Origin of the sequence: Niallia sp. (assembly GCF_031978665.1) — a bacterium.
GTDB lineage: Bacteria > Bacillota > Bacilli > Bacillales > Cytobacillaceae > Niallia.
Window position 1 is genome coordinate 45,183 of sequence record NZ_DALZDK010000002.1, and the last position, 25,603, is coordinate 70,785.

At 36.2% G+C, this 25,603-nt stretch carries 28 protein-coding genes; 7 read left to right on the plus strand and 21 right to left on the minus strand.

Going from position 1 to position 25,603, the window contains the following annotated elements; genetic code table 11:
* Positions 1-44 precede the first annotated feature (44 nt).
* Positions 45-182: an RAxF-45 family protein gene (locus tag RTL21_RS01365; RefSeq protein ID WP_312092566.1), complete on the minus strand. Its 138-nt coding sequence runs from the start codon at positions 180-182 to the stop codon at positions 45-47.
* A gap of 223 nt (positions 183-405) precedes the next feature.
* Here RTL21_RS01365 and RTL21_RS01370 point away from each other — a divergent pair, with 223 nt between their 5' ends.
* On the plus strand, positions 406-1,227 hold the full coding sequence (locus tag RTL21_RS01370; RefSeq protein WP_312092568.1) for an STAS domain-containing protein: 822 nt from the start codon (positions 406-408) through the stop codon (positions 1,225-1,227).
* A 69-nt stretch (positions 1,228-1,296) separates the two neighbouring features.
* Here the strand turns inward: RTL21_RS01370 and cdaS are convergent, their stop codons facing one another.
* Positions 1,297-1,920, minus strand: coding sequence for a sporulation-specific diadenylate cyclase CdaS (gene cdaS, locus RTL21_RS01375; RefSeq protein WP_312092570.1), 624 nt, complete (start codon positions 1,918-1,920; stop codon positions 1,297-1,299).
* 170 nt (positions 1,921-2,090) lie between these two features.
* On the opposite strand from cdaS, the gene RTL21_RS01380 reads away from it, so the two are divergent.
* A complete protein-coding gene (locus RTL21_RS01380) occupies positions 2,091-2,633 on the plus strand; it encodes a hypothetical protein (protein WP_312092572.1) in 543 nt (180 codons plus the stop codon).
* A 33-nt stretch (positions 2,634-2,666) separates the two neighbouring features.
* On the opposite strand, the gene RTL21_RS01385 is transcribed toward RTL21_RS01380, so the two are convergent.
* The 4 genes from RTL21_RS01385 to RTL21_RS01400 form a co-directional block, all read right to left on the minus strand.
* Entirely contained in the window at positions 2,667-3,740 is a 1,074-nt protein-coding gene (locus RTL21_RS01385; RefSeq protein ID WP_396954407.1) for a nitric oxide synthase oxygenase, read from the minus strand.
* A gap of 31 nt (positions 3,741-3,771) precedes the next feature.
* Positions 3,772-5,145 (minus strand): aldehyde dehydrogenase, encoded by a 1,374-nt coding sequence (locus RTL21_RS01390; protein WP_312092576.1) that lies wholly within the window; start codon positions 5,143-5,145, stop codon positions 3,772-3,774.
* A gap of 181 nt (positions 5,146-5,326) precedes the next feature.
* Positions 5,327-6,091, minus strand: coding sequence for a type I 3-dehydroquinate dehydratase (gene aroD / locus RTL21_RS01395; RefSeq protein ID WP_312092578.1), 765 nt, complete (start codon positions 6,089-6,091; stop codon positions 5,327-5,329).
* A gap of 18 nt (positions 6,092-6,109) precedes the next feature.
* Positions 6,110-6,637, minus strand: a complete 528-nt coding sequence (locus RTL21_RS01400; protein WP_312092580.1) for a shikimate kinase — start codon at positions 6,635-6,637, stop codon at positions 6,110-6,112.
* Between the two features lie 377 nt (positions 6,638-7,014).
* On the opposite strand from RTL21_RS01400, the gene katA reads away from it, so the two are divergent.
* Positions 7,015-8,469 carry a catalase KatA gene (katA, locus tag RTL21_RS01405; RefSeq protein ID WP_312092582.1) on the plus strand — a complete coding sequence of 485 codons (1,455 nt, stop codon included), beginning with the start codon at positions 7,015-7,017 and terminating at the stop codon, positions 8,467-8,469.
* A gap of 178 nt (positions 8,470-8,647) precedes the next feature.
* Here the strand turns inward: katA and RTL21_RS01410 are convergent, their stop codons facing one another.
* Entirely contained in the window at positions 8,648-8,833 is a 186-nt protein-coding gene (locus tag RTL21_RS01410; RefSeq protein ID WP_312092584.1) for a hypothetical protein, read from the minus strand.
* A 113-nt stretch (positions 8,834-8,946) separates the two neighbouring features.
* On the opposite strand from RTL21_RS01410, the gene RTL21_RS01415 reads away from it, so the two are divergent.
* Complete coding sequence (locus tag RTL21_RS01415; RefSeq protein ID WP_312092586.1) at positions 8,947-9,807, plus strand: aldo/keto reductase; 861 nt, start codon at positions 8,947-8,949, stop codon at positions 9,805-9,807.
* A gap of 72 nt (positions 9,808-9,879) precedes the next feature.
* On the opposite strand, the gene RTL21_RS01420 is transcribed toward RTL21_RS01415, so the two are convergent.
* The 4 genes from RTL21_RS01420 to RTL21_RS01435 form a co-directional block, all read right to left on the minus strand.
* A complete protein-coding gene (locus RTL21_RS01420; protein ID WP_263479846.1) occupies positions 9,880-10,005 on the minus strand; it encodes a hypothetical protein in 126 nt (41 codons plus the stop codon).
* A gap of 92 nt (positions 10,006-10,097) precedes the next feature.
* Positions 10,098-12,530 carry a heavy metal translocating P-type ATPase gene (locus RTL21_RS01425; RefSeq protein WP_312092589.1) on the minus strand — a complete coding sequence of 811 codons (2,433 nt, stop codon included), beginning with the start codon at positions 12,528-12,530 and terminating at the stop codon, positions 10,098-10,100.
* A gap of 85 nt (positions 12,531-12,615) precedes the next feature.
* Entirely contained in the window at positions 12,616-12,822 is a 207-nt protein-coding gene (gene copZ, locus RTL21_RS01430; protein ID WP_312092591.1) for a copper chaperone CopZ, read from the minus strand.
* A 12-nt stretch (positions 12,823-12,834) separates the two neighbouring features.
* Positions 12,835-13,164, minus strand: coding sequence for a metal-sensitive transcriptional regulator (locus RTL21_RS01435; protein WP_312092593.1), 330 nt, complete (start codon positions 13,162-13,164; stop codon positions 12,835-12,837).
* A gap of 146 nt (positions 13,165-13,310) precedes the next feature.
* Here RTL21_RS01435 and RTL21_RS01440 point away from each other — a divergent pair, with 146 nt between their 5' ends.
* Positions 13,311-13,964 carry a GntR family transcriptional regulator gene (locus RTL21_RS01440; protein WP_312092595.1) on the plus strand — a complete coding sequence of 218 codons (654 nt, stop codon included), beginning with the start codon at positions 13,311-13,313 and terminating at the stop codon, positions 13,962-13,964.
* 72 nt (positions 13,965-14,036) lie between these two features.
* Here RTL21_RS01440 and RTL21_RS01445 read toward each other — a convergent pair whose 3' ends face one another.
* On the minus strand, positions 14,037-14,465 hold the full coding sequence (locus tag RTL21_RS01445) for a MarR family winged helix-turn-helix transcriptional regulator (RefSeq protein WP_312092597.1): 429 nt from the start codon (positions 14,463-14,465) through the stop codon (positions 14,037-14,039).
* A 183-nt stretch (positions 14,466-14,648) separates the two neighbouring features.
* Between RTL21_RS01445 and RTL21_RS01450 the strand changes: the two genes are divergently transcribed.
* A complete protein-coding gene (locus RTL21_RS01450) occupies positions 14,649-16,076 on the plus strand; it encodes an MFS transporter (RefSeq protein ID WP_312092599.1) in 1,428 nt (475 codons plus the stop codon).
* Positions 16,077-16,141: 65 nt separating this feature from the next.
* Here RTL21_RS01450 and RTL21_RS01455 read toward each other — a convergent pair whose 3' ends face one another.
* The 7 genes from RTL21_RS01455 to RTL21_RS23200 all read right to left on the minus strand — a co-directional run bounded on the left by RTL21_RS01455 (position 16,142) and on the right by RTL21_RS23200 (position 22,985).
* Positions 16,142-16,912 (minus strand): MerR family transcriptional regulator, encoded by a 771-nt coding sequence (locus RTL21_RS01455; RefSeq protein WP_312092601.1) that lies wholly within the window; start codon positions 16,910-16,912, stop codon positions 16,142-16,144.
* A gap of 184 nt (positions 16,913-17,096) precedes the next feature.
* Positions 17,097-17,810: a GntR family transcriptional regulator gene (locus RTL21_RS01460; RefSeq protein ID WP_312092603.1), complete on the minus strand. Its 714-nt coding sequence runs from the start codon at positions 17,808-17,810 to the stop codon at positions 17,097-17,099.
* Between the two features lie 303 nt (positions 17,811-18,113).
* Positions 18,114-18,839, minus strand: coding sequence for a DsbA family oxidoreductase (locus RTL21_RS01465; RefSeq protein WP_312092605.1), 726 nt, complete (start codon positions 18,837-18,839; stop codon positions 18,114-18,116).
* A 132-nt stretch (positions 18,840-18,971) separates the two neighbouring features.
* Positions 18,972-19,568, minus strand: coding sequence for a nitroreductase family protein (locus tag RTL21_RS01470; protein ID WP_312092607.1), 597 nt, complete (start codon positions 19,566-19,568; stop codon positions 18,972-18,974).
* A 140-nt stretch (positions 19,569-19,708) separates the two neighbouring features.
* The gene (locus RTL21_RS01475) at positions 19,709-20,242 is read right to left on the minus strand and encodes an NADPH-dependent FMN reductase (RefSeq protein WP_312092609.1); all 534 of its coding nucleotides are present in this window, start codon (positions 20,240-20,242) and stop codon (positions 19,709-19,711) included.
* A gap of 149 nt (positions 20,243-20,391) precedes the next feature.
* Positions 20,392-21,579: an aminotransferase-like domain-containing protein gene (locus RTL21_RS01480; RefSeq protein WP_312092611.1), complete on the minus strand. Its 1,188-nt coding sequence runs from the start codon at positions 21,577-21,579 to the stop codon at positions 20,392-20,394.
* Positions 21,580-21,821: 242 nt separating this feature from the next.
* On the minus strand, positions 21,822-22,985 hold the full coding sequence (locus RTL21_RS23200) for a GNAT family N-acetyltransferase (protein WP_396954406.1): 1,164 nt from the start codon (positions 22,983-22,985) through the stop codon (positions 21,822-21,824).
* Positions 22,986-23,255: 270 nt separating this feature from the next.
* Between RTL21_RS23200 and RTL21_RS01495 the strand changes: the two genes are divergently transcribed.
* Complete coding sequence (locus RTL21_RS01495) at positions 23,256-23,447, plus strand: hypothetical protein (protein WP_312092613.1); 192 nt, start codon at positions 23,256-23,258, stop codon at positions 23,445-23,447.
* A gap of 178 nt (positions 23,448-23,625) precedes the next feature.
* On the opposite strand, the gene RTL21_RS01500 is transcribed toward RTL21_RS01495, so the two are convergent.
* Both RTL21_RS01500 and cysW read right to left on the minus strand, forming a co-directional pair.
* Positions 23,626-24,699 carry a sulfate/molybdate ABC transporter ATP-binding protein gene (locus tag RTL21_RS01500; RefSeq protein WP_312092615.1) on the minus strand — a complete coding sequence of 358 codons (1,074 nt, stop codon included), beginning with the start codon at positions 24,697-24,699 and terminating at the stop codon, positions 23,626-23,628.
* A gap of 24 nt (positions 24,700-24,723) precedes the next feature.
* Entirely contained in the window at positions 24,724-25,599 is an 876-nt protein-coding gene (cysW, locus tag RTL21_RS01505; RefSeq protein ID WP_312092617.1) for a sulfate ABC transporter permease subunit CysW, read from the minus strand.
* Positions 25,600-25,603 lie beyond the last annotated feature (4 nt).

The following is a 25,603-nucleotide window of genomic DNA, read 5'->3' on the forward strand; positions in this document are numbered from 1 at the left end:
TGCACTCCTTTAACCGTCCATATAGATGTGGGTAAGAGATGTTTTCACTGTTTTAGTTTGCTATTTAGTTGTTTAAAAAAGGGCATACCTATCCCGTTAACAACATCAATCGCAAATTTTGCACGGTTAATATAAAGATTTTCCATCATATAACCTTGCACTAAAACAGTTGAACTTAACATCCTTCCCACCTCATTTCTTTTATCAGTTAATTTTATTATATCTTTATTAGACCTTTCATACAAGAGAAATCAGTCTAATTCCTATTCCAAACCTTTTTTTGTTAACATTGTAGGTTTTATTTTCTTAACAAGAGGGTAAATGATATTGTTCGTCATTAATGTTTCTTTTTATTTGTGTAAATTAATGTTTTCTACATTAATTTAATCCAGGAGGATAGTAGAAATGAATTCAATAATGTACATAAAGGAAGAATTTAAAATTTTTATTAATAAAAATGAGAAGAAGTTTAATAATAAATTACTCACGGAAGCAATTAATGTTTCAACTAAAATTACAGATATTTTAAATAAAGGGAACATCGATCTATTAAAAAATGCAAAAAAATTAATTTTTTATGCAGTAGATCAACAAGAGGAGGATTTAGTCTCTTTTGCTAAAGTGGAAGGAATTGCTTGGGCAAAACACTCATTGACATTAGAGTTGAAACTAGAATGGATTCAAGCGATAAGAAGAACTTTATGGCATTTTATAAGCATATTAGATGAAGAAAAGGACATCTTACATGGTCGTGAAAATTTTTACAGCATGGAAAAATTATTTAATGAAAAAATAGATCAATTTTTAAATACTTTCTTTCTTAGTTATTCCAAATATAAAGATGAAATGCTCCATAAACAAAGGGAAGTGGTGGAACACTTATCCGTCCCTATTATCCCTATCAAGCAATTTGTTTCAGTTTTACCTCTAATTGGTTTTATTGACTCGTACAGAATTAAAGTTATTGAAGAAAAAGTGCTAAACGACATAGCAGAATCAAAGATTCAAACGCTCGTAATTGACCTCTCTGGTATAGCTATAATGGAAATGGATGTAATAGATTATTTCGAAAAAATATTAGCCGGAATTTCTATGATGGGTTGTAAAGCTATTCTTACGGGATTGAGACCAGAATTAGTAAAAAAAATGATTCATGCAGGCATCCATTTAAAAAAAGATGCCGAAACAAGAGGCACGCTTCAGGAAACCCTGAAGACATTAATCTAATTTCAACAAAAAAGACCATTATTGGTCTTTTTTGTCGTTTAGTCTTCTAAATAGCTTCTAAATAAGCTTCTACCTATTTATCCCGCCAGGTTGAATAGGATATAAAACGCCACCCAGAGCAAATGATATTCTACCTGTTTCCTCGGATACAACAATAACTAAAGCATCGGATATTTCACTTAAGCCAATAGCCGCTCGGTGTCTTGTCCCTAATTTTTCCTTTCCACTGTAATGAACCGAGGACGGAAAAATATTTCCCGCAGAAACAATCAAATTTTCCTCAATTAGCACCCCACCGTCATGCAAGGGATTTCCAGGATAGAAAATTGCTTCTAATAATGACGCAGTTAATTTCGCATGTAAGGGCACTCCTGAATGAATAAGCGTTTCTAAAGCACCTCTCCGCTTAATAGCAATTAATGCACCATGACGTTTTTCTGATAAAGCTTGTGCACATGCTGTAAGTATTTCTAACTCCTTTGTATAAGGCTCTAAATATAATTGCAAATAGAAGGTAGCAGCACTGTGATGAATACTTTTAAATAACTTATTTACTTCTTCAAAGTCATTTAAGATGCAGCAATCTCTTTCGTCCATGGTATGCTGGAGTTCTCCAATTTTCTCTTGGAGATTGCCCAATAAATGATGCATGCGATCACTAAATTCTATAGGTAAATGTTTTTCTCCTTCCATACTAACACTCCCTTTTTTGTTACCTTGTCCAGCTTTAATGAATTTATGCATGCAGTAGAGGAAGTTGGTGTGCTGATTCACTTACCGAACTCATTTTGAATCATTGAATTCATTTTTGACAAATGATAGACTAATAGTTGAGTATTTCAAAAGGAGGGAATATTTTACAGATGAAACTTTGGACTTGGACTATTATCATCCTACTATCAATTACCGCAATCGGCGTTTCTTCCTTTTTTGTTATGCAAATTCTATTTGACAGTAAATCTCCCTTACAAACAAAAAATGAGCGACCTGTCGTAAAGGAAGCATCTACCGAAGTAGAAGAATCCTTTGATACAGAACAAGTCAATACGCCTGTAAATGAGGAAGTTGTTGTTTTAGCAGATGGGACGAGTGGGCACACATTTATTTCTAATTGGCATGACTTTTATAACGAAACATTGGGTTGGGGCAGACTTGAAACGACAAGCTATGAAAAACAAAAGGAAGCAGCACTATCCATTCTTGATGAGCTTAAAGATATAAAAGTATCCGATGAAGAAATTGCCCAAGACATCGAGGATATCACTGTAAATGCTCAAGTTGTAGCGGAGAAGGATGATCGTGACGCTATGAGAAACCTACATCGATATTTTCATGATTTAGATATTTATTTTAATGGTTACAACTATGATCAAACATTCGGCATTACCGAATTTAGAGGGAACTAAGCTAGTTTAGATAATCTAGTTCCACTCTAATATCTAGTTAAATGGACATTTTTGATTAAAATAATTTGGTTTTTTTCCTTCATTATTGTATCGTTTATGAAAAATATGGGTAGTTGCAGGAGATAGCGGTGGAATAAGCCATGCCCAATTGCCCGTAATACCTCTCCCTTTTTCCACCTCTTTATTTTCAAATGTCTTAAATTGCTGTGCAGCTGTATGGTGATCAACAATTGTTACTCCTGCTTTTTGAAAAGAGTCCAATACAGCAATATTTAATTCAACTAAAGCTTTATCCTTCCACAGTGTGACATTCTTTTTCACGTTATGGCCAAGCCATTCTCCAATAGTTGGCAGCATATTATACCGATTCTCATCCGCTAAGTTTCTTGCGCCAATCTCTGTTCCCATATACCACCCGTTAAATGGTGCTGCCGTATAGGAAATACCTCCAATTTCAAGACGCATGCTAGATATAATCGGCACAGCATACCATTGTAAATCTAGCTCTTTAAACCATGGATAGTCTGGATGATGAATTGGTACTTCTACTATAATTTCTCTAGGTATTTCAAATAGTTTCGGCTTCTTCCCATTTATTTGAATAACAAGTGGAAGGATGTCAAAATTTGTTTGCTGTCCAGTCCAGCCAAGCTTTAGGCACTCCTTGGTAAAGGCTATAGAATCTGGGTCGCCAACGATTCCATGTTTTGTTTCATACCCTGCATAACGAATGAGCTGATGATTCCATATTCGGATAGAAGCATCTTCCCTTTTTTGTGGAAAAATCGTAATCGTTGGCTTAATTTTCCCTCCATTTGTTGCATACGCAATGTGTTGAAACAAGGCCTCTTTTACTTCTTCTTCTGTGTTAACCTGGCGTTTGTCTATTACATGTAGATTTTCCCAAAACAATCGACCAATACAGCGATTGCTGTTACGCCAAGCCATTTTAGCCCCATATATCAATTCTTCTTCTGTATGCTCATAATATCCTTTTTCATAGATAGTTTTCTCTACTTGTGCAAGTCGGTTTTCGATCTCTTCTTCTGACTTGTTCAGTTCCTTATATGCCGTATCAATAAACGTTTTTGCTTCTTCTAGTAGTATATTAATCAACAAATCAACCTCCTAAAGCTTATTATTTAAGTACTTTACGAATAATTTTGTCCTTTTTTTCTGTATATGGGGGATAAAGAATCGGGATATCTATTCTGCTACTCTTCCTGAGTATACTTCTTTGATGAGAAAATGTAGTAAAGCTATATTCTCCATGATAAGCGCCCATCCCAGACGCACCAACTCCACCAAACGGTAAACTTGGAGGAACAATATGTGTCAGTACATCATTAATACAAACACCTCCTGATGATATCGCATGTATCACCTTTTCTTCTGTTTCCTTGCTGTTCGTAAAAAGATAGAGGGCTAAAGGTTTATCCAGCTTATTCATCGATTCAACGGCTTCGTCTAAGTTTGAATACGATAAGATAGGTAAAATAGGACCGAAGATTTCTTCTTGCATTGCTGCCGATTCCCAAGTAGCATCAAGTAAAGTCGGTTCAATAAATCGTGTTTCTATGTTACTCTTCCCTCCAAATAGGATGCCATCCTGGTCTGCTTCTAACATCTCTCTTAAGCGAAGAAAATGTCGTTCGCTCACAATTCTGCCGAAATCCTCTCTATCTTCAATCGTTTCTCCAAAATAGTTCATAAGTGTTTTTTTAAATTCGATGATTAACGCCTCTTTGACTGATTCGTGTACCATAATATAATCTGGTGCTACACATGTTTGACCCGCATTCAGTGTCTTTCCCCATATAATGCGCTTAGCTGCTATCAGTAAGTTTGCTGTTTCATCAATAACCACAGGACTTTTCCCACCCAGCTCCAACGTAACAGGCGTTAAATGTTGCGCTGCCGCTTCCATCACTATTTTGCCCACCTTCGTACTACCTGTAAAGAAAATATAATCAAAGTTAGCATGGATTAATGCTTGATTCATCTCCACTCCGCCTTCTACAGAACAAATATAAGAAGATTCGAATGTAGCATTAATCATTTCTGTTACTACGGCTGAAACAGTCGGTACAAGCTCTGAAGGCTTTAATATTGCGCAATTTCCTGCTGCAATTGCTCCAATTAATGGTTCAATCAATAATTGAAAGGGATAATTAAAGGGGCCAATAATTAGAACTGTTCCATATGGCTCATACAGAATTTCTCCCTTGGAAGGAAATAGACTCCATGTACTTCTTACCTTTTTTGGTTTCATCCATCTTTTTAGCTGTTTCATTGTATGACTTATACTATTAAGCACAAATCCAATTTCCGATGCGTATGACTCAAATGGATGCTTTCCTAAGTCTTTCTGCAGTGCTTCTATTAGAACTTGTTCCTTTTTTAAAATGGCATTTTTCAACTTTTCCAGCTGCAGAAGCCGAAAAGCAAGTGGCAATGTTTGTTGTGTCGCAAAGAATGTTTTTGTTTGAACTAATCTCTCATTTACTTCCATTTTCTAAAAACAGCTCCATTAATAGATATCGTTTAAAGATGAGTGTATCAACTTTTTCTTTATTTAAGCAAGCTTTTTGGGTGACTGTCAGTTTAAACCCTACTCTATTTTTTCCTTAACCAAACAAAAAAGACTTCGCATAAGAACTCAACCACCATTCGTTTCTTATGCGAAATCCGATTCATAAACTTTTATGTAAAATATTTAAAATATTTCTCAATTCTTCAATTGGAATTTGCCCTGGCGCTGATGCCTTTTTTGCAGCTGCAAATGTAATAGCTGAGCCAAATATTTCTCCTGCCATTCTACTCACTACCCCTTTTCCTCCCATAGCCATCGTCACAATTGGTTGATCTGCAGCAAGCTCTTTCATCGTTGCTGTTGCATCTAATAGAGTTAAGACATCCTTAATAGACTGAGGCATAACTGCAATTTTCGGAATATCCCCACCTAATTGTTGAGCCTTTTGCAGCCGAGAGAGAATCTCTTCCTTCGTAGGAGTTTTTTCAAAATCATGATTGGATAGTATAACAGCGATTTGATGTGAATGCGCCATATCGATTACCTGCTTTATCCTGTCTTCTCCCATAAATAATTCAATATCTAGTAAATCAATAAGTTCTGTTTCTATTACACTTTTATTTAATGAGAAATAAGCTTCCTCTTCTATTTCCTTTTCTCCCCCCTCTTTTGCTGTTCGAAAAGTAAATAGCAATGGAATATCTCCGATCGTTTTTCTTAACAGGTGGAGTGTTTTCAAAACACTTTTCGTATTTTCCACTTCTTTGAAATAATCAACACGCCATTCGATTATATCGATTTCGAGTTCGCTAAGTAATGCTGCCTCTTCCCTTAATTCTTGCTCTGTTCTTCCAATAAGAGACACACATATTTTCGGCATACCTACTCCAATTGTGACATCTCTGACCGTTACTCTTTTCCTCACATTTTTCCCCTCCAACACTTACTCCTTTATTATGAGATTTAATGAATGAATGATGGAATCTACTATTTCTTCTAGCTCTGTTCCATCCATCTTTACTTTCAAATGATGATTAGCATAGATTTTCTTTCTCTCATTAAATAATTCCTTTATTGCTTCCTCTGATTTCCCTTGTAATACCGGTCTGCTATCAATAATAAAAGGAATTCTTTCCTTCCACGCTTCAAAAGACATATCTAAATATAAGACAATACATTTATCTAAACAAACCTTACGAATGTCTTCTTGCAAAAAAGCTCCGCCTCCTAAGGAAATGACTTGTTGCTTTTGTTTAGATAAGGCTATGATCATCTCTTTCTCTTTTTTCCGAAAGAACGCTTCTCCATAGTTACGAAAAATTTCAGTAATCTTCATATTATATTTTTTTTCTAATTGCTGATCAGCATCAATAAATTCTTGTTGAAGCTTTTTAGCTAAAGCATTTCCAATCGTTGTTTTTCCCACTCCCATAAAACCAATTAATACAATACTTTTCTCACTTTGCAACATCAAGTAAAGCCCCCTATAATCTTTGTCCGACAAAAATCTTTCTTTCATTATAAGGGAAATAGAGCCTATATCCTAGCAGATATTCGGAATAAATCAGATACTACAATCATAAAATGTATCGGATAAAACAACATTCTTCTTAAAGGCATACTTAGCTTATTTAAAGGTTCTCCTATTCTCATTCATGCTTACCCATTCTCTATTAGTTTTTTCTACCAATTCTACTATATCTACTAGTTTTATGTATTTATTTGCCTATAAATCCCTTTTATCAAAAACTTATTTATAATTATTATAAAATTATATTGATTTTTTATTTATAGGTGATATTATAATATACATATACTAAAGAACAAAATTATGAGGTGATTTTTTATATGTCAAATAATCGATTAACGACTAGCTGGGGAGCACCAGTTGGGGACAACCAAAATTCTATAACTGCTGGACATCGTGGACCTACTTTAATTCAAGATGTGCATTTACTTGAAAAATTAGCTCATTTTAATAGAGAACGTGTGCCTGAGCGTGTCGTTCACGCCAAAGGGGCTGGAGCTCATGGCTATTTCGAAGTTACAAATGACTTAACAAAATACACAAAAGCTAACTTCTTATCTGAAGTTGGAAAAAGAACACCAATGTTTATTCGTTTTTCCACAGTTGCTGGGGAACTAGGTTCTGCAGATACTGTTCGTGATCCACGTGGATTTGCTGTGAAGTTTTATACAGAAGACGGTAATTACGATATCGTTGGGAATAATACACCTGTATTCTTTATCCGCGATGCGATTAAATTCCCTGATTTCATTCATACACAAAAAAGAGATCCAAAAACACACTTAAAAAACCCAACAGCTGTATGGGATTTCTGGTCTCATTCACCTGAATCACTACATCAAGTATCCATTCTTATGTCAGATCGTGGTATTCCTGCAACCCTTCGTCACATGCACGGATTCGGAAGCCATACATTTAAATGGGTGAATGAAGATGGAGAAGGCGTTTGGGTTAAATATCATTTCAAAACAGAACAAGGGGTTAAAAATCTTGATGTAAATCTAGCAGCTAAGCTTGCTGGGGAAAATCCTGATTATCATACAGAAGATTTATTTAATGCCATTGAAAAAGGAGATTTTCCTGCTTGGACACTTTATGTTCAAATCATGCCATTAGAAGATGCAGATACGTATCGTTTTGATCCATTCGATGTAACAAAAGTATGGTCTCAAAAAGATTATCCTTTAATCGAAGTTGGTCGTATGGTACTTAATCGTAATCCAGAGAACTACTTTGCAGAAGTAGAGCAAGCTACTTTCTCTCCTGGCACATTAGTACCTGGTGTAGAAGTATCACCAGACAAAATGCTACAAGGTCGTTTATTTGCTTATAGTGATGCACATCGTTACCGTGTTGGTGCAAACCATAATGCACTTCCAATTAACCGTCCTCGCAATGAAGTAAATAACTATCAACGCGATGGCCAAATGCGCTTTGATGGCAATGGTGGCGGTTCTGTTTATTACGAGCCAAATAGCTTTAGCGGTCCAAAAGAAACACCTGAAAACAAAACGACTCCATTTGCAGTATCTGGAGTAGCAGAAAGTGTTGCATATGATCATAACGATCATTACACACAAGCAGGAGATCTTTATCGCTTATTGTCTACAGAAGAACGTGAAAGATTAGTTGCAAACATTGTTGGCGCAATGAAACCAGTAGAATTAGAAGAAATCAAACTTCGTCAAATCGGTCACTTCTACAAAGCAGACCCTGAATACGGCACAAAAGTTGCTGAAGGTTTAGGCTTAAGTGTACCTGAAACAGTAAAATAATTACTTTAAGTTAAGACCCTTCTTTTGGAGGGTTTTTTTATTTATGTAGAGTAGGTTATTGGTAATTAACCTTTATTTGTTGATATATTTCCCCATTATATGCGACTTCCCCACTCTTACTTGCGACTCTCCCACTCTTACTTGCGATTTCCCCACTCTTACTTGCAATTCTCCACTCTTACTTGCAATTCTCCACTCTTACTTGCGACTCTCCCACTCTTACTTGCGACTTCCCGACTCTTACTTGCGATTTCCCGACTCTTACTTGCGACTCTCCCACTCTTACTTGCGACTTCCCGACTCTTACTTGCGACTCTCCCACTCTTACTTGCGATTCTCCCACTCTTACTTGCGATTCTCCCACTCTTACTTGCGACTTCCCGACTCTTACTTGCAGCTTCCAATCTCAATTATTTGAAAAATCAACCAGAAATCGATACTCTTAGGATAGTAAAACTATTCTAACGAGGTGAAATGATGGAATTATCACTCAATGCGACAAAGAAATTAAGTAATGGTATAGAAATTCCGTACGTAGGCTTTGGTGTTTTTTTAGTAAATGATCCTAAAGAATGTGAACAAAGTGTCCTTGCTGCTATTAATAATGGCTATCGCTCTATTGATACGGCAACAAGATATGAAAACGAAGAATTTGTAGGCAATGCTATTAAATCAGCTGGAGTACCTCGTGAGGAATTATTTATTACGACAAAGGTTTGGGTAACCGACTTCGGCTATGAAGAAACAAAAAAAGCTTTTCACGAATCATTAAAAAAATTGCAGCTTGATTATTTAGATCTTTATCTCATTCATTGGGCAGCACCTGGCTTTGAAGAGACATGGAGAGCATTAGAGGATCTTTATGAAGAAGGATTAGTCCGGGCTATTGGTGTATGTAATTTTCAAATTCACCATTTTGAGAAATTAGCGAAAACAGCTAACATAACACCAATGCTAAACCAAGTAGAAACGCATCCTCTTTTCCAACAGGTGGAATTAAGAAATTATATGGCACAACATAATATTGCGCATGAAGCATGGGCCCCGCTCGGTCAAGGCAAAAATGGTTTATTCGATTTACCTGCTTTAGCGGAGATTGCCAAAAAGCATAATAAAACAGTTGCTCAAGTTATTTTACGCTGGCATTTAGAACGAGATACGATAATTATTCCTAAATCTGTTCATGAACATCGTATTATTGAAAATGCTGATTTATTTGACTTTACACTCAATGCAGACGATATTAAAACAATTACTGCCCTTGATACAAATAATCGCAGCTTTGGTAATCCTGATGATATCGAACGATTTAAAGCAATGCAGGCAGCTGCAAAATAACTTTCTAAAATTTCAATTAACCATAAAAAGCATACCAACTCACAATTGGTATGCTTTTCACAAGGAAAATCATTACTGTTTCTTATTAGTAGAAGCCCATTGATTATCTGTTGCTGTTTTATGTTGTTTTTTACTTGTAACTTCTGTATTGGCAGTTGCCCATTGGTTATTTACTTCAGATTTTTTCTGCTTCGCCATATTGGTTACCTCCTGCTAGTAGTTATCGACGTACAATTGTAGTATGAGATAAATGGTCATAGATTATGAACGAAACAGAAAATGTTTTTTCCTTAGAGCTTCAAACGCTGTAAACGAAGGGCATTTAATACGACAGATATAGAGCTAAATGCCATAGCCGCACCAGCAAGCCAAGGCGCTAGTAACCCCAGTGCCGCAATTGGTATGCCGATTGTATTGTAGCCAAATGCCCAAAATAAATTTTGCTTAATGTTCGTGATCGTCTTTCTGCTTATTAAAATACTGTCGGCAATTGCTTGTAGATCGCCTCGAATGAGCGTAATATCGGCTGCCTCCATTGCAATATCCGTTCCCGTTCCAATCGCCATTCCAATATCTGCTAAAGCCAGTGCCGGAGCATCATTTATTCCATCCCCGACCATTGCAACTTTTTTCCCTTGCTGTTGCAGCTTTTTGACAGCCTCTGCCTTTCCATCTGGCAAAACTTCTGCAATGATATGTTCAATGCCTGCTTGTCTCCCTATCGCTTCTGCTGTTTGCTGGTTATCACCAGTAATCATTAGAACATCTATATTCATCTGCTTCAATCGCTTAATTGCCGCTTTTGACGTTTGTTTAATTGTATCTGCTACAGCAACAAGACCAGCATATTTACCATTAACACTAATAAGCATTGCTGTTTTCCCTTGTGATTCAAGCTCTTTCATCTTTGGAAGAATTTTTCCAACATTTATGCGATAGTGATCCATTAATCGCCGGGTTCCGACTAATATGTCATTCCCCTCTACATTCGCATGAATGCCGAAGCCTGGAATTGCTTCAAATTGAGCTGCATCCTGAAGGACAATTCCTCGATCGGTTATCCCTTTGACAATCGCCTCTGCTAGGGGATGCTCCGATTTGCTTTCTGCTGCTCCAACTAAGGATAGTAATTCTTCTTCCCTCCATTCTGTTACTATGTCTGTTAAAACAGGCTTCCCGTTTGTTACTGTTCCTGTTTTATCTAGTAAAATAGTGTCAATTTTATGGGTCATTTCCAAGTGTTCTCCACCCTTAAATAAAATTCCATATTCTGCTGCTCTGCCTGATCCAGCCATAATCGACGTTGGCGTCGCAAGCCCAAGCGCACAAGGGCAAGCAATAACCAATACTGCGATTAACTTCTCTAGACTTTCTCCAAAATCTCCAGGCGTTATTATGAAATACCAGAAAAGAAACGTAATAAGCGCAAGAGTTACTACTATTGGAACAAAAATTCCGGAAATATGATCTGCCAATCGTTGAATTGGTGCCTTAGAGCCTTGAGCTTCTTCCACTACTTTAATTATTTGCGCAAGTGCTGTTTCTTTGCCAACCTTTGTAGCCTTCATTTTTAAAAAGCCATGTTTATTAATGGTGGCGCCAATTACTGTATCTCCCGCTTGTTTATCAACTGGAATACTTTCACCAGTAAGCATTGATTCATCAATCGCTGATTGCCCTTCGATAATTTCACCATCTACGGGAATTTTTTCACCTGGTTTTACAAATAGTATATCTCCTGCTAAAACCTCTTCAAGGGGAATTTCCTTTTGCTCCCCATCTCGAATCACAACAGCGGTTTTTGCTTGAAGACCCATCAGTTTTTTTATTGCTTCAGAGGATCTTCCCTTTGCTTTCGTTTCAAATAGTTTCCCTAGAATAATTAGCGTAATAAGAATGGCACTTGTTTCAAAATATAGACCAACGGGATGGCCTAGATGTCCTAATGTCTGAAAGGATAGATAGACACTATAAAAATAAGCAGCGGAAGTTCCTAATGCAACAAGAACGTCCATATTCGCACTCCTATTTTTTAATGCTTTATAGGCTCCTACGTAAAACTGCTTCCCTACAAAAAATTGAACAGGCGTTGCAAGAGCCATTTGCACCCATGGATTCATGAATATCGCAGGGACATAAAGAAAAGAAGTAAATGTAAAATGACCAACCATCGCCCATAGAAGTGGGAGCGATAAAACCATCGAGAATATGAATTTCTGTTTCTGTCTTTGGAATTCTGCTTCCCTTTGATTTAGGGTTGCCTGTTTGGACTCTTTCTTTGTTGCCCCATAGCCTAGCTTATTTATTTTTCCAATTAATTCATCTGTAGCAACACTTGCCGGATTGTACTCTATTGTTGCATTCTCTAAAGCAAGATTGACGGTTGCATGGTTAACACCAGACATCTTATTTAACCCTTTTTCAATACGAGTGGCACAGGCAGCACAAGTCATTCCTGAAATATCTAATTCTAGTTTTTCTGTTACTACTCCATATCCTAATCCTTCAACCTTTTCTTTTATTTCATTTGCTGAAAGTTCCTCTTCTCTATACTTAACCGTTGCCCTTTCAAGCGCCAAATTGACTGTTGCATTCTCAACACCTTGCAATTTATTAAGCCCTTTTTCAATACGAGTAGCACAAGCAGCACAAGTCATTCCCGTAATATCAAAGGTTTGTTCCTTTATTTTCCCCTTACTTTTCATGACACTTTGTTCAGCCATACCGCAAAACTCCTTATACCTATACAGGGTATATTTTAGTGAAAATAAAAATGTGCAGAAAAACAGCACATTTTCCCTCATTGAATTATTTTACATCATAGCCTTGCTCATCGATTGTTTCTTTAATTGTTTCAAGAGCAACTTCATTAGCATTGAATGCAACATCGACTAATCCTTCTTTTAGATTTACTTTAACCGTAGAAACACCAGCAAGCTCTCCTACACTTCCCTCTACTGCTTTCACACAATGATTACAAGACATTCCTTCTACTTTTAATGTTACATTTTCCATTTAAAACACTCCTTATTTTTTCATTAATTTTTGAATCGTTGTTAATACTTCATCAACTACTTCCATATCTCCATCTTGGATACGCTCTACCACACAGTTTTTTAAATGACCTTCTAACAAAATCTTGGCAACACTATTTAAGGCAGATTGTGTTGCAGAAATTTGTGTAATAACATCATCACAATACGTATCTTTCTCGATTAAACCTTTAATCCCTCTAATTTGACCTTCAATACGATTTAATCTGGTGACAAGATTCTGTTTTACTTTATCTGAATGATGACTTCTTCGATCACTTGTAATATGGCAACTTATTTCTGTTTCATGGTCTTTATGGTCCAATAAAACTCCCCCTTACATATCGTTTATAAATATATAATACCCCCGTATGGTATAAAAGTAAAATGAAATGGATTGACATTTTTGTGAATAATTCAGTGTCGCAACTCTTTTCCACTAATATAACCAAAATATGATATATTATTGCTATGAAAAATATTACGCAAATTCCACGTCAATCATTAAGAGAACAAGTATATAATCAGTTAAAGTCAGCAATCATTCATCTTGAATTAAAGCCTGGTGAGAGAATTAACGATAAAGCATTGGCTGAGCAATTTGGCGTAAGTAGAACCCCTGTACGAGAAGCACTCAAAAAATTGGAGGATGAAGGATTAATTGTAACTTCTCCAGGTTCGGAAACAATTGTTAGCCTAATTGAAGTAGAACAAGCGATGCACGCCTTTACCATTGTAGCCTCGCTCCATGGATTGGCTGCTAAATTAGCTCTCGCCACTTTATCTGCAGCACATGCCGAGCAAATGACTGCAATAAACAATGAATTTGCTGAAGCACTGAACGCAGAGGATAAGTATCGAGCGATTCAACTAGATGACCAATTCCATGCCGTAATTTTAGAAGCATCCCAGAATCCAGAAATAGTGACCGCTTTAGATCGCCTTCTTCCTAAAATTCGTCGGCTTGAGTTAGTAAAATTTAATGCTTTGGATGGACAAAAGTCCATTACACAGCATAAGGAAATAATTGCATGTCTATCTAACGGAAACAAGAGCCATCTTCCAATATTAATCGAGAATAATTGGTTAAGCTTGGCCGAATATTTAACCAAAAAAGAAGTTTAATTATTAAAATTCATTCACATAATAGGGGGGGATATTTGTCCCCACCTTGCCTCTATTTTTCTTTTTCTTCCCTTACAATGTATTCATTAATTCAGGGTAAATCTTTTTTAACAATGGAAGCAATTGACGTTCTTCTTCCGCAGTCAAATTGCTAGTAATTTCTTCATTTAGCCTTTCTAACACTTTTTGTATATGTGGAAAAATATTTCGTGCCTTATTTGTTGGATATAAATTATTAGATCGTCGATCATTGTTATCTGTGTGTCTTTCAATATATCCGACGGCTTCTAAATGCTTTACTGCTCTGGCGGTTGTCGCTTTATCAAACTTTAAAAGAGAGGAAAGTTCATCTTGATTTATTCCTGGTTTAGCAATAATTGTTTTCAAAAAAGCGTGTTGCCCACCATTTCCTAATTCAAATGGCTTCAATTCCTTCGCAAGGAATTTCTGATTCTGCCTATGGATCATCGATATCATCCTTCCAATCGGCATTTCATTCATATTGGTTCCCCCTCGGATAGTTTCAAATAGGAAAGCGAAGACTAATTTCATTGATTGTAGCATACAAAAAAATAGTTGCGCGCGCAACTAACTTATTTTAAAATGAAGCAATAATAGTTACTTAGGTAATTAACTAAATGAGGTGATTATTTGCATCCTTCTGTAAAAGAAAACAACCACGACATGTATCAACGTAGATGGCTCATTTTTACTGTTTTAAATATATTCACATTTATGGGAACCTTAGATGCAAGCATTGTAAATATTGCACTTCCGACTATCTCTAAACAGTTAGGTCTTGCCTTTGCAAGCTCGCAGTGGATCGTTATTAGCTATCTGCTAACAATCTGTACCGTTATTCTTTTCTTTGGAAAATTAGGTGACATGTTTGGAAAGATTAACGTCTTTAAATGGGGATCGGTTCTATTTATCATTGGCTCTTTCCTTTGTGGACTAAGTAATTCCCTGTCCCTTTTAGTCATTTCTCGTATTGTCCAAGCGATAGGCGCAGCAATGACGATGGCAAATAGCCAAGGAATTGTGACAGAAATTTTCCCAGTAAAAGAGAGAGGAAAGGCTTTAGGGTTAATCGGAACTTTTGTCTCTTTAGGGAGTATTACAGGACCAAGCTTAGGGGGTATAATCATCTCAAGCTTAGGCTGGGAATATATCTTCTGGATAAACATACCAATCGGTTTGATTGCTATATCCTTAGCGTGGAAAATATTACCTAAAGATGTGACAATAACAAAGACAAAGATCGATGTAGCAGGAAGCTTATTATTCAGTTTCGCCATTATTCTTTTTATTGGCGGTTTATTACTTGGTCAACAATATGGATACACAAACTGGCTCATTATCATTTCTATTATTATAGGGATGCTTACATTTATTAGTTTTATCATCGTGGAGCATCGAAAAGAAAGTCCAATGCTAGAGCTCTCCATCTTTAAGAATCCACTTTTTTCTGTCAGTATCTTTTGTGCGTTTATTGTCTTTATAGCTAATTTTTGTTTTAATATCCTGTCTCCTTTTTACACACAGGATATTCTTGGGTTGTCAGCATTACATTCGGGTTATATTCTTATGCTCTTTCCCATTACCATGGCGGTTGTTGCTCCGATAAGTGGAGCATTATCTGATAAAATAAGTGGGCAAGCTATTACTTTTGCTGGATTATTAGTAATGATTGTCGCACAAATTGGTTTAACACTTCTTCATGAAGGAAGCACACTGACAAGTCTTGCATTATGGATTATTATGCTTGGTGCAAGTTCAGGTCTTTTCCAATCTCCTAATAATTCGTTAATTATGTCAACAGTGGAGCGGAAGCAGCTTGGGATTGTAGGAAGCATAAATTCACTTGTCCGTAACTTAGGAATGGTTGTCGGAATTTCCCTTGCAACGAGCATATTATTCTCTGTTATGAGCATGAAAGCAGGCTATCGAGTTACGGCCCTTATTCCTGGAAGACCTGATATTTTTCTTAGTGGGATGCATGTCGTATTTCTTGTCTCCAGTAGTCTTTGTTTTATTGGTTTGCTTCTTACAGGTTGGAGATATGCAACTTCTCGAAAAGCAGAAGCGAAGAAAGTTCGAAATGCTTCCTAAATTTAAATGATTGCTATTGAAAAAGTTCCATGATAAAAGACAATCATGGAACTTTTTCTATTTGGCTAACTTTCAGAAGTTATCCCTGTATAGATCAAAATGGCATCACGTAAAAACGCTGTAGCGCCTGTTTGTATTTTGTCGTAATAAGAGATAAAACGCTCATCAGCAACATACATTTCCGCAAGCCCAGCATGCGCCTCTTTCTTATATTCTGGCCATGTGTAACTAAGCCATTGCTTGTGCAAGTCTGCCGCTTTTTGAGCGACCTCTCCTGCTGGATTTCCTTCTTTTAACGCTTCTTTTAATGTAGAAAACAGCTCTTTCTCTACTTCTATCATGTTGTTATACATGCTTTCTGACATATTCATGAATTTAGCATTGGATTGATTAATGACCTCTTCCCCATACTTTTCTCTTATTTCTTTACCATACTTCGCTTCATTATCATCCACCATTTTCTGCTTAAAGCCCTCAAATTTTTCTTTATCTGTCATGGTTCTTCTCCCTTCTATTGCATCCCTCGTTTTCTCTACATTCTCGATTAATTGGAGTAACTGTTCTTTTTTGGCGAGGAGTTTTTCGTGATGATCCTTCAATGCTTCTTTGACGTCAAAGGAAGGGGAACCCATCATTTTCTTAATAGTCTCTAAAGGAACATCCAACTCGCGGTAAAAAAGGATTTGCTGTAATCTATCTACCTCCTTTTGCCCATAGATCCGATATCCTGATGAATTGATTCTCGCTGGCTTGAGAATGCCTATTTCATCATAATATCGCAATGTTCTTGTACTTACTCCCGCTAACTTCCCTAATGCATGCACGGTATATTCCATCTATTCACCTCCTGACTCTTCTATCGTAAACGTTGACGTAACGTGAATGTAAATAGTTTTTTTATTATTTTTCCTATCTTTTTTACTAGTTAGCAAAAAAGCAGCTATCATAAAGAATACTCTTTATGATAGCTGCTAGATTTAGTTTTCCTTGTTAACTTATCTCCGTTTAGAAATTTTTCCTTTATCGCTTTAAATTTACGGTTGTTACCTCAAATTTATCATATCGGTGACGGGAAAAGGAATATTCAAACGGAATGCCATTATTCAAATAGCCAACATGTTCTACTTCAAGAATAGGATCATCCAATGCACATGCAAGATGCTCATGATCTAGGTCAGTCGATTTACATGCTCTAATTTTCCGATGAGATCCAGCTATCGTTAATCCTAATGTTTTCGTAATATGCTCATAAATCGATCCATATAAGACATCGTCATTTAGACCTGTTATGATTGTTGTTGGCATATAAGTAATTTCTAAAACATACGGTTCGTCTTTCACAGATCTTAATCTAATTAAATAATACACTGGGGTTTTCACATCAATTGCCAAGTGAGATGCAACCTCTTCGGTCGGAAAGTGAACTTCAAATTTAATAATTTTACTCTCTATCTTTTCTCCATCTAACAGCTTTGACAGTCCTGTAATTTCATTTGACAAAACATTTACTCTGCTATCGTGCAAAGCAGACTGAACAATGAAGGTTCCATGTCCTCTTTTTCGATAAAGAAGTCCTTCCATCACTAGCTTATCCAACGCCCTTTTCATCGTCATCCTGCTGCAGGAAAATTCTTTGGACAATGTAATCTCATCAGGGATCGGATGGTCTAATGGATAGAAATTTTCTTTAATTCGACGTTTCACTTCAATTGCTATTGCTTCATATTTGTTCATAAACGAACCACCTTAAAAATCATTCTATAAAATTATGTTTGCTTTATCCAATATATCTTTAACGAAAATATAATGATATTTTAATTATAATCATTTAATTTTAAAAGTCTATACTTTAAAACCTCACTCTTGTTATATCTATTTATAGTATAGTACATTTCTTTATGCATCGTATACCTTTTTGTAAAACGCTTTCAAAAAAATTTCTCCTACTTAGAAAATTAATTTGTCATTAAGAGAATATAAGCAGAAAGAGATAGTCTCATTTTAGACTACCTCTTTCTGCTTATATTTTGTATAAATTTATTTCTTAGGAACCTCGCAGCCTTCATCCGTGCATACAGCACCTTCTGCATCTGCTCCTGAAAGATCTTGAAATTTAGGAGCGGGATGGTCTTCCTGCCATACTTGTTCGAGAACACGTTTGAATGTCTCAGTAGGTTGGGCACCAGAGACAGAGTATTTTTGATTAATTACAAAGAATGGAACCCCTGTCACTCCAATTTGGCTAGCAAGCGCTTCATCTATTCTTACGTCATTTGCAAAGCTTGTAGAATCAGCTAATGCTTTTCGTTGTTGTTCTTCTTCCAGTCCTACTGATTTACCTATCTCTATTAACGTATCATGATCACTAATTAGTTTTCCTTCTGTAAAGTAAGCCTGTAATAATTTCTCCGTTAGCTCTTTCTCTTTTCCAACGGTTTTTGCATATTTTGTTAATCGATGAGCGTCAAAGGTGTTCGTTGGTTTCATGTTATCAAAATCATAGCTTAAGCCCACACTTACCGCTTGATTTCCGACATTCGCATTTGCGTTTTTCGCTTCTTCGATACTCATTCTATATTTATCAGCAAGTACTTCATGAATACTTTTTCCTGAGTAAGCTTCCGTATTCGGATCTAATTCAAAGCTCTTAAATTCAACTTCGACTTGCTCTTTGTAAGGGAATTGTTCTAAAGCTAGCTCCAATCGGCGTTTGCCAATATAACAAAATGGACACACAAAGTCTGACCATACTTCAATTTTCATTTTTCCACCTTCTTTATAGTGATGCTATAATCCTATCACAGCAACGGAAATAATACTTCGATTTTGCTCCTAGTAATCGTCCATTTAATTCCAATAGAAAAACTCCTTTACAGGAGTCCTTCTAAAAAATCTTTATTTAAAAACTTTCACCCGATCCTCAAGGGATTTAAACTCTTTTTCTCCTGGTTCTGCTGTTGGCTTACCGAATGGCATTTGTGCAACAAGCTTCCAAGTAGAAGGAATGTTCCATTCTGCTTGTACCGCTTCATCAATAAGTGGGTTGTAGTGCTGTAAAGAAGCTCCATAGCCTACTTCTTCCAGAGCTGTCCAGATAACCAATTGATGCATGGCATTCGTTTGATTTGCCCAAACTGGAAAATTCTCTGCATATAGCGCGAACTGCTTTTGCAATCCTTCCACCACTTCTTGATCTTCAAAGAACAAAATCGTACCATACCCTGCTTGAAAGGAATTTATTTTTTCTTTCGTGGTAGCAAAGTTTTCAGCAGGAACGATTTTTTGTAATTCATTTGCTGTGAGATTCCATAGCTTATCATGTTGTTCGTTTAATAAAACCACTACTCTTGTACTTTGTGAGTTGAAGGACGATGGTGTATGTAGCACTACTTCATTCACAATTTCTTGGATTTTTTCATCGGACGCGACTTGCTCCTTACTTATACCGTAATAAGAGCGACGCTTTTTAATAGCTTCTAAAAATGCACTCATTTTTCTCCTCCAGTAGAAAATTTTTTTCATATATATATTACCCATTTATCGCTTTCTTAAAAGGATTAACAATAAATTCTTAATGAAAAAATACAAAAAAAAGAGTAAAGCTATTTTAAGCCTTACTCTATGTATTCCTTTTATCCACGAATCGTTTTTAAAGCAGTGCTCCAAGCTACTACTTGGTCAAGCATTGCATTCATATTATCTAAATGTAGAGAAGATGGTTTAAATGTTGTAAAGTTCTCAAAATCAGTAAATAAAGAAAGTGTTGGATGAACACGAACGTCAGCGATTTGCAATTCTCCTAAGATTCCTCTTAAATGCTCAGCTGCGCGAGCTCCACCTGTTGAACCATAGCTTACGATACCGGCTGCTTTGTTGTTCCAAGCATCTCTTGCAGAATCTAATGCATTTTTTAATGCACCAGTAATACTATGATTGTATTCTGCTACAACAAATACAAAGCCATCAAGACTTGCTAGCTTTTCATTCCATGCTGCAACATTTTCTTGCCCTTCTGCTGCACCTAAAAAAGGTAGATTAAATGTTGCAATATCTACGATTTCGTATTCAGCATCTCCGCGTTTGTCAGCAATTTCTTTCACCCATGCTCCAACTTGCGGACTTACTCTACCTTGACGAGTACTACCTAAGATAATTCCAATCTTCATGATTTAACCTCCGTATTTTCAAAAAATTTTCATTACTTTTTTATCCTAATACTGAGATTATTTAATTGCAAATAATACGACTTACTAATTATTAAAAAGTTATTAAAAGTAACCGACTTTTATTTTCTGTATAGCAAGAATAGAAATTCCTAACACATTTCCTTCACAATTTTCCCTAAATTCGTAATACCTTTGACGATATTTTCCTCTGACATATATGAATAATTGATTCGACAATGGTTTTTCTCTTGGATACCTGGAAAGAAACTTTCCCCTGGAACATATGCAACTTTTGCAATTGGTAAACTACGCTCCTGCATGAGAATTTTCGTATCAATATGTTCAGGAAAAGTAAGCCATGTAAATAATCCACCTTGTGGATTCGTATACGTTACACTCTCCGGAAAAGCTTCCCGTAATGTTTGAAACATCAGCTCTTTTTTATGCTTATATGTACCGCGAATTCGTGCAATATGCTCATCCAAATCGTATATGTCCATAAACCGATTAACAGCATACATATTTAAGGTTGAATTTTGCGTATCTGAAGCCATTTTCAGTAAGCTTAGTTTCTCAGCTAAATCTCGATCAGCAATTAACCAGCCAAGTCGTAACCCTGGGCTAAGAATTTTCGAGAAACTACCGATATGAATAACTCTGCCCTCTGTGTCAAAACTTTTAATTGCTGGCAGATCTTCCCCTTCATATCGTATTTCACGATACGGACTATCTTCGACAATTACGACATTATATTTATTCGCTAATTCTACTAAAGCCTTTCTTCTCTCTAGGCTCATCGTCACTCCTGTAGGATTTTGAAATTCAGGAACCGTATAAATAAGCTTCGCATTGGAATGCTTTTGTAAAACAGCTTCGAGCTCGTCCATTCGCATGCCATTTTCATCCATTGATACGCCTATATATTCTGGTTCATACGGATTAAAGGCAGCAAGTGCGCCTAAAAAAGTTGGATTCTCTGTTATAATGACATCTCCTCTGTCAATAAAAGCCTTCGCTGCAAGATCCAACCCTTGCTGTCCACCTTGAATAATAAAAAGATTATCAATGTCACAAGTTATGCCAATTCGTTTTACCCGATTCACTAGCTTTTCCCTTAATGCCATTAACCCTTCTGTACCTGTATATTGAAGCGCCAATTTTCCCTCTTCCTGCAAAACTTGGTCATAGACTTTTCGTAATTTATCAATAGGAAAAATCTCTGGATCTGGATATCCGCCGCCAAATGAAATAATCCCTGGGTCCCCACCTAACTTTAATAATTCTCGAATAGCTGATGGCTTCACTCTTTCTATTCGATTTGCAAAATTGTAATTCATATGTTTTCCTCCTATGTACTTCCTCTGCACATTGAGCAGAATTTTCAGTATATTCATTCATTATAATGTAACATTTTAATCTTGGATATATAGATTTTTATGTTTAGTCTGAGGATTAGCTTGTAGTTGGCAACCTAGGCAACCATAAAAAGCAGCAGAATATCCCCTAAATAGATAAAAAAGCCAAGTCTTTTAAAAAGATGGCGCAATTTCTATTTTATTGCTTTGTAAATCCAACAAAATTAGAGTCCCGAATGAATTTCCCTTTTTATGCACTTTTCCATATTAACTGTTTTGACTAACTTCCCATTAGGATTAACAGCCGTTTCTTCTTTTGTAATGCTAAAACCAACTTTTTCATATAAACGGATATTCTTCGGTACATTAGCTCTGACTTTACATTCCACTTTCTGCTTACCATTTAATAATGCATATTCTTCCATCCATGCTAACATCGCTTGCGCAATTCCCTTGCCTCTTGCAGATGGAGTAACAGATAGTCTGGAAAAATAAAGAGAATCTTCTTTTAGCTGTAGACGTGAGGAACCTAGGGGTACGTCATCTAAACGATAGATAATTGCTTGCTCTGTTCCGTTTTTTAGAGCGGTTATTAATTTGTCTATTGGTTCATTCAATGCACTTGAAGGCACCTCGATATATCGATAATCTTCAAAAGCTTCGAGCATTAGCTCATGGACAATCGGAGCATCCTCATCTGTCACAAGACTGATTTCCTGCTTTCTTTTATTCTTTTTACCTATTAAAATATCCTTTAATTGACTGATACTGTCCACAATAAACCTTGCATTTACTTTGTTTAACTCATCAAACGATCCATATCCATATGTGACACCTATTGAGTCCATTCCTACATTATTTGCTCCGATAATATCATGTTCCCGATCGCCTATCATAATAAAATCACTAAGCTGATAAGATGGATATAACTCTAATATGTGTTGAATTATTTCTGTTTTCGATGATCTTGTGCCATCAAGATTACTGCCAATGATATGGGCAAAATATTGATCGATTTGAAAATATTTTAAAATTTCTTCTGCAAAAACAGTTGGCTTTGAAGTCGCAACAATTAAGATGCTGTCTTCTTCCTTCAGCGAGTCAAGCAATGTAGTGAAAGTTGAATATAATTCATTTTCAAACATTCCTTTCTGCTTAAATCTCTCCCTATATTGAGCAATAGCTTGATTTGTCATTTCTTGATTAAAGCCATAATATTTTGAAAATGATTCTTGTAGCGGCGGTCCAATGAATTTTTCTAACCTAACTAAATCAAGTTCTTCTTTCCCAAGCTTCTGTAAAGCATACTGTACAGATTTCGTTATTCCTACTTTCGGATCTGAAATCGTACCATCTAAATCAAATAATATTACTTTATATTTGCTCATTTCTCCACCCCTTCTGCATTTGACAAAAATCAAAATTGTCAGTCATCTCACTCTTTTGCCTCATTATAACGAATCGTACAGTTTGCCTCAATAAGAAAAGCTGAATACTTCGCTAAAAAAATAGTTGTCCTAATAACAATTCCGTCTTAACCACTTGGAATAGTCGATTATTTAAGTTATAATATAAAGAAGCAATACTCCAACTAACCTATAAATTTAAAACTCTTTACTATTTATTTCCTTAATATACTGAATTAGGAGGAATGAACAATGGTTTATTATGATAAAACGAAATCCATTAAAAATATTCTGATTCAAAAGATTGTTTGTAATAGTGGCTTATCCGCTGACATGTTAGAAAAATTATCTATAGCAGAGTTAAATGAAAAGCTAATGAAAGACTATCCAAATTCACATCCTCATACTGGATGCGGTTCTCTAAAGTGGAAAAATGTTCGCTAACGCTTAACTTTTTCTGCTTTTTTCTTTTTCCATCCTTTCTTATTAGCCTAAACCTTATTCCTACTATTCCTATATCTTCCCACTAACTAGCGAGCAGTGTACAATCAAACAGCTAATACGTGACTTTGTAATAATTTGTACCTATGCCTCCATAAAAAAAAGCTGCTATTAGCAGCTTTTATATGGAGTAATCTTCAGGGATAAAAACTTTTAACTGATTTGGCTTAACATAGACCTGATCTTTAATCTGTAAAGACAGGGATCTAAAGGTGTCTTTTGGCAGTTCCGCTTCTAGGAATTCATCCGAATCTTGTCTTTTTAGTTCTAAATGGACGATTGGACCAACAATGTGAATATGACTTACCGTTGCCATAATAGAATCTTCTCCCTGGTTTTCTTTACTAATTTGAATATCGTGAGGACGAACATAGCCTACAGCTTGCTTATTATTTTCCTCCTTCCATTCTGGGACAGAAAAGATACTTTCTCCTTGATGAAGCTTTCCATTTTCCAGTCTTCCATAAAATAAGTTCACATTGCCGAGAAAATCATAGACAAATGGACTATTTGGATGTTCATAGACCTCTTCTGGTGAACCTATTTGTTCAATTCTGCCTTCATTCATTACGACAATTCGATCGGCAACGTCCAAAGCCTCCTCTTGGTCATGTGTAACAAATACACTGGTAATATGAAATTCATCATGAAGCCTTCTTAACCACCGTCTTAAATCCTTTCTTACTTTTGCATCCAGTGCCCCAAATGGTTCATCTAGCAATAATACTTTAGGTTCCACTGCTAAGGCTCTCGCCAATGCAACACGTTGCTTTTGCCCTCCAGATAGCTGAGAAGGATACCGATTTTTCAATTCTTCTAGCTTAACTAATCGTAATAATTCATTCACCTTTTTCTCTATTTCTTGCTTAGTTGGTCTAGTCTTTCTCGGTCTTACCTTCAAACCATAGGCGATATTATCAAAGACCGTCATATGTCGAAATAGGGCATAATGCTGAAATACAAAACCTACATTCCTCTCTTTTGTACTGATTTCTGTAATATTATTTTCACCAAAGTAAATGACTCCTTGATCTGCGGACTCCAATCCAGCAATAATTCTTAACAAAGAGGTTTTTCCAGATCCTGAAGGACCAAGTAATGCAACTAATTCCCCTGTATTGATTTCTAAATTAATATCCTTTAATGCTTGGAAAGAACCAAATGTTTTGGAAACATTTTTTATTAAAATACTCATCTATAAATTCCTCCTTCCATATGACTAGTTGTTCGTAAGCTGTTTTTTTGTCTTCCATTCTAGTAGGCTCTTAATAATTAAAGTAATAATAGCCAAGATAGACATAAGAGTTGCCACTGCAAACGCTGCTGCAAAACGGTACTCACCATATAAGATTTCAATGTGCAAAGGCATTGTATTTGTTAATCCACGAATATGGCCTGATACGACAGAGACCGCTCCAAATTCGCCAATGGCTCTTGCGTTACATAAAATGACTCCATACAAAAGTCCCCACTTTATATTCGGAAGTGTCACATACCAAAATGTTTTCCACCCACCTGCACCAAGGGTTAGAGATGCTTCCTCCTCCGATGTTCCTTGTGCTTGCATTAAGGGAATTAATTCTCTTGCAACAAAAGGTAAGGTTACGAACACCGTAGCAAGGATAATCCCAGGCACGGCAAAAATAATTTTTATATTATGGGCAAAAAGCCATTCTCCAAATAATCCATGTGTACTAAAAAGCAAGACAAATACTAATCCTGCAATAACAGGTGAAACGGCAAAAGGTAGATCGATTAAAGTAATTAATAGATTCTTTCCTTTGAATTGAAACTTTGAAACCGCCCATGCTGCTGCAACCCCAAAGACTGCATTTAATGGAACAGCAATCAACGCTACCAACAAAGTAAGCTTTATTGCAGCTAAAGCGTCAGGTTCAGATATTGCTGCAAGATACACCTTTACCCCTTGGTCAAATGCTTGGAGAAATATCGTGATTAACGGTAATACCAAAAATATGCCTAAGAATAAAAGGGCAATACTTATTAGAACAATGCGTAGCCATCTTGGTTCAGAAGTACTTGAATTTGGTTTTATAGGTGCTGCAACATGCTGTAATGGCACATTTCCCGCCATGTTA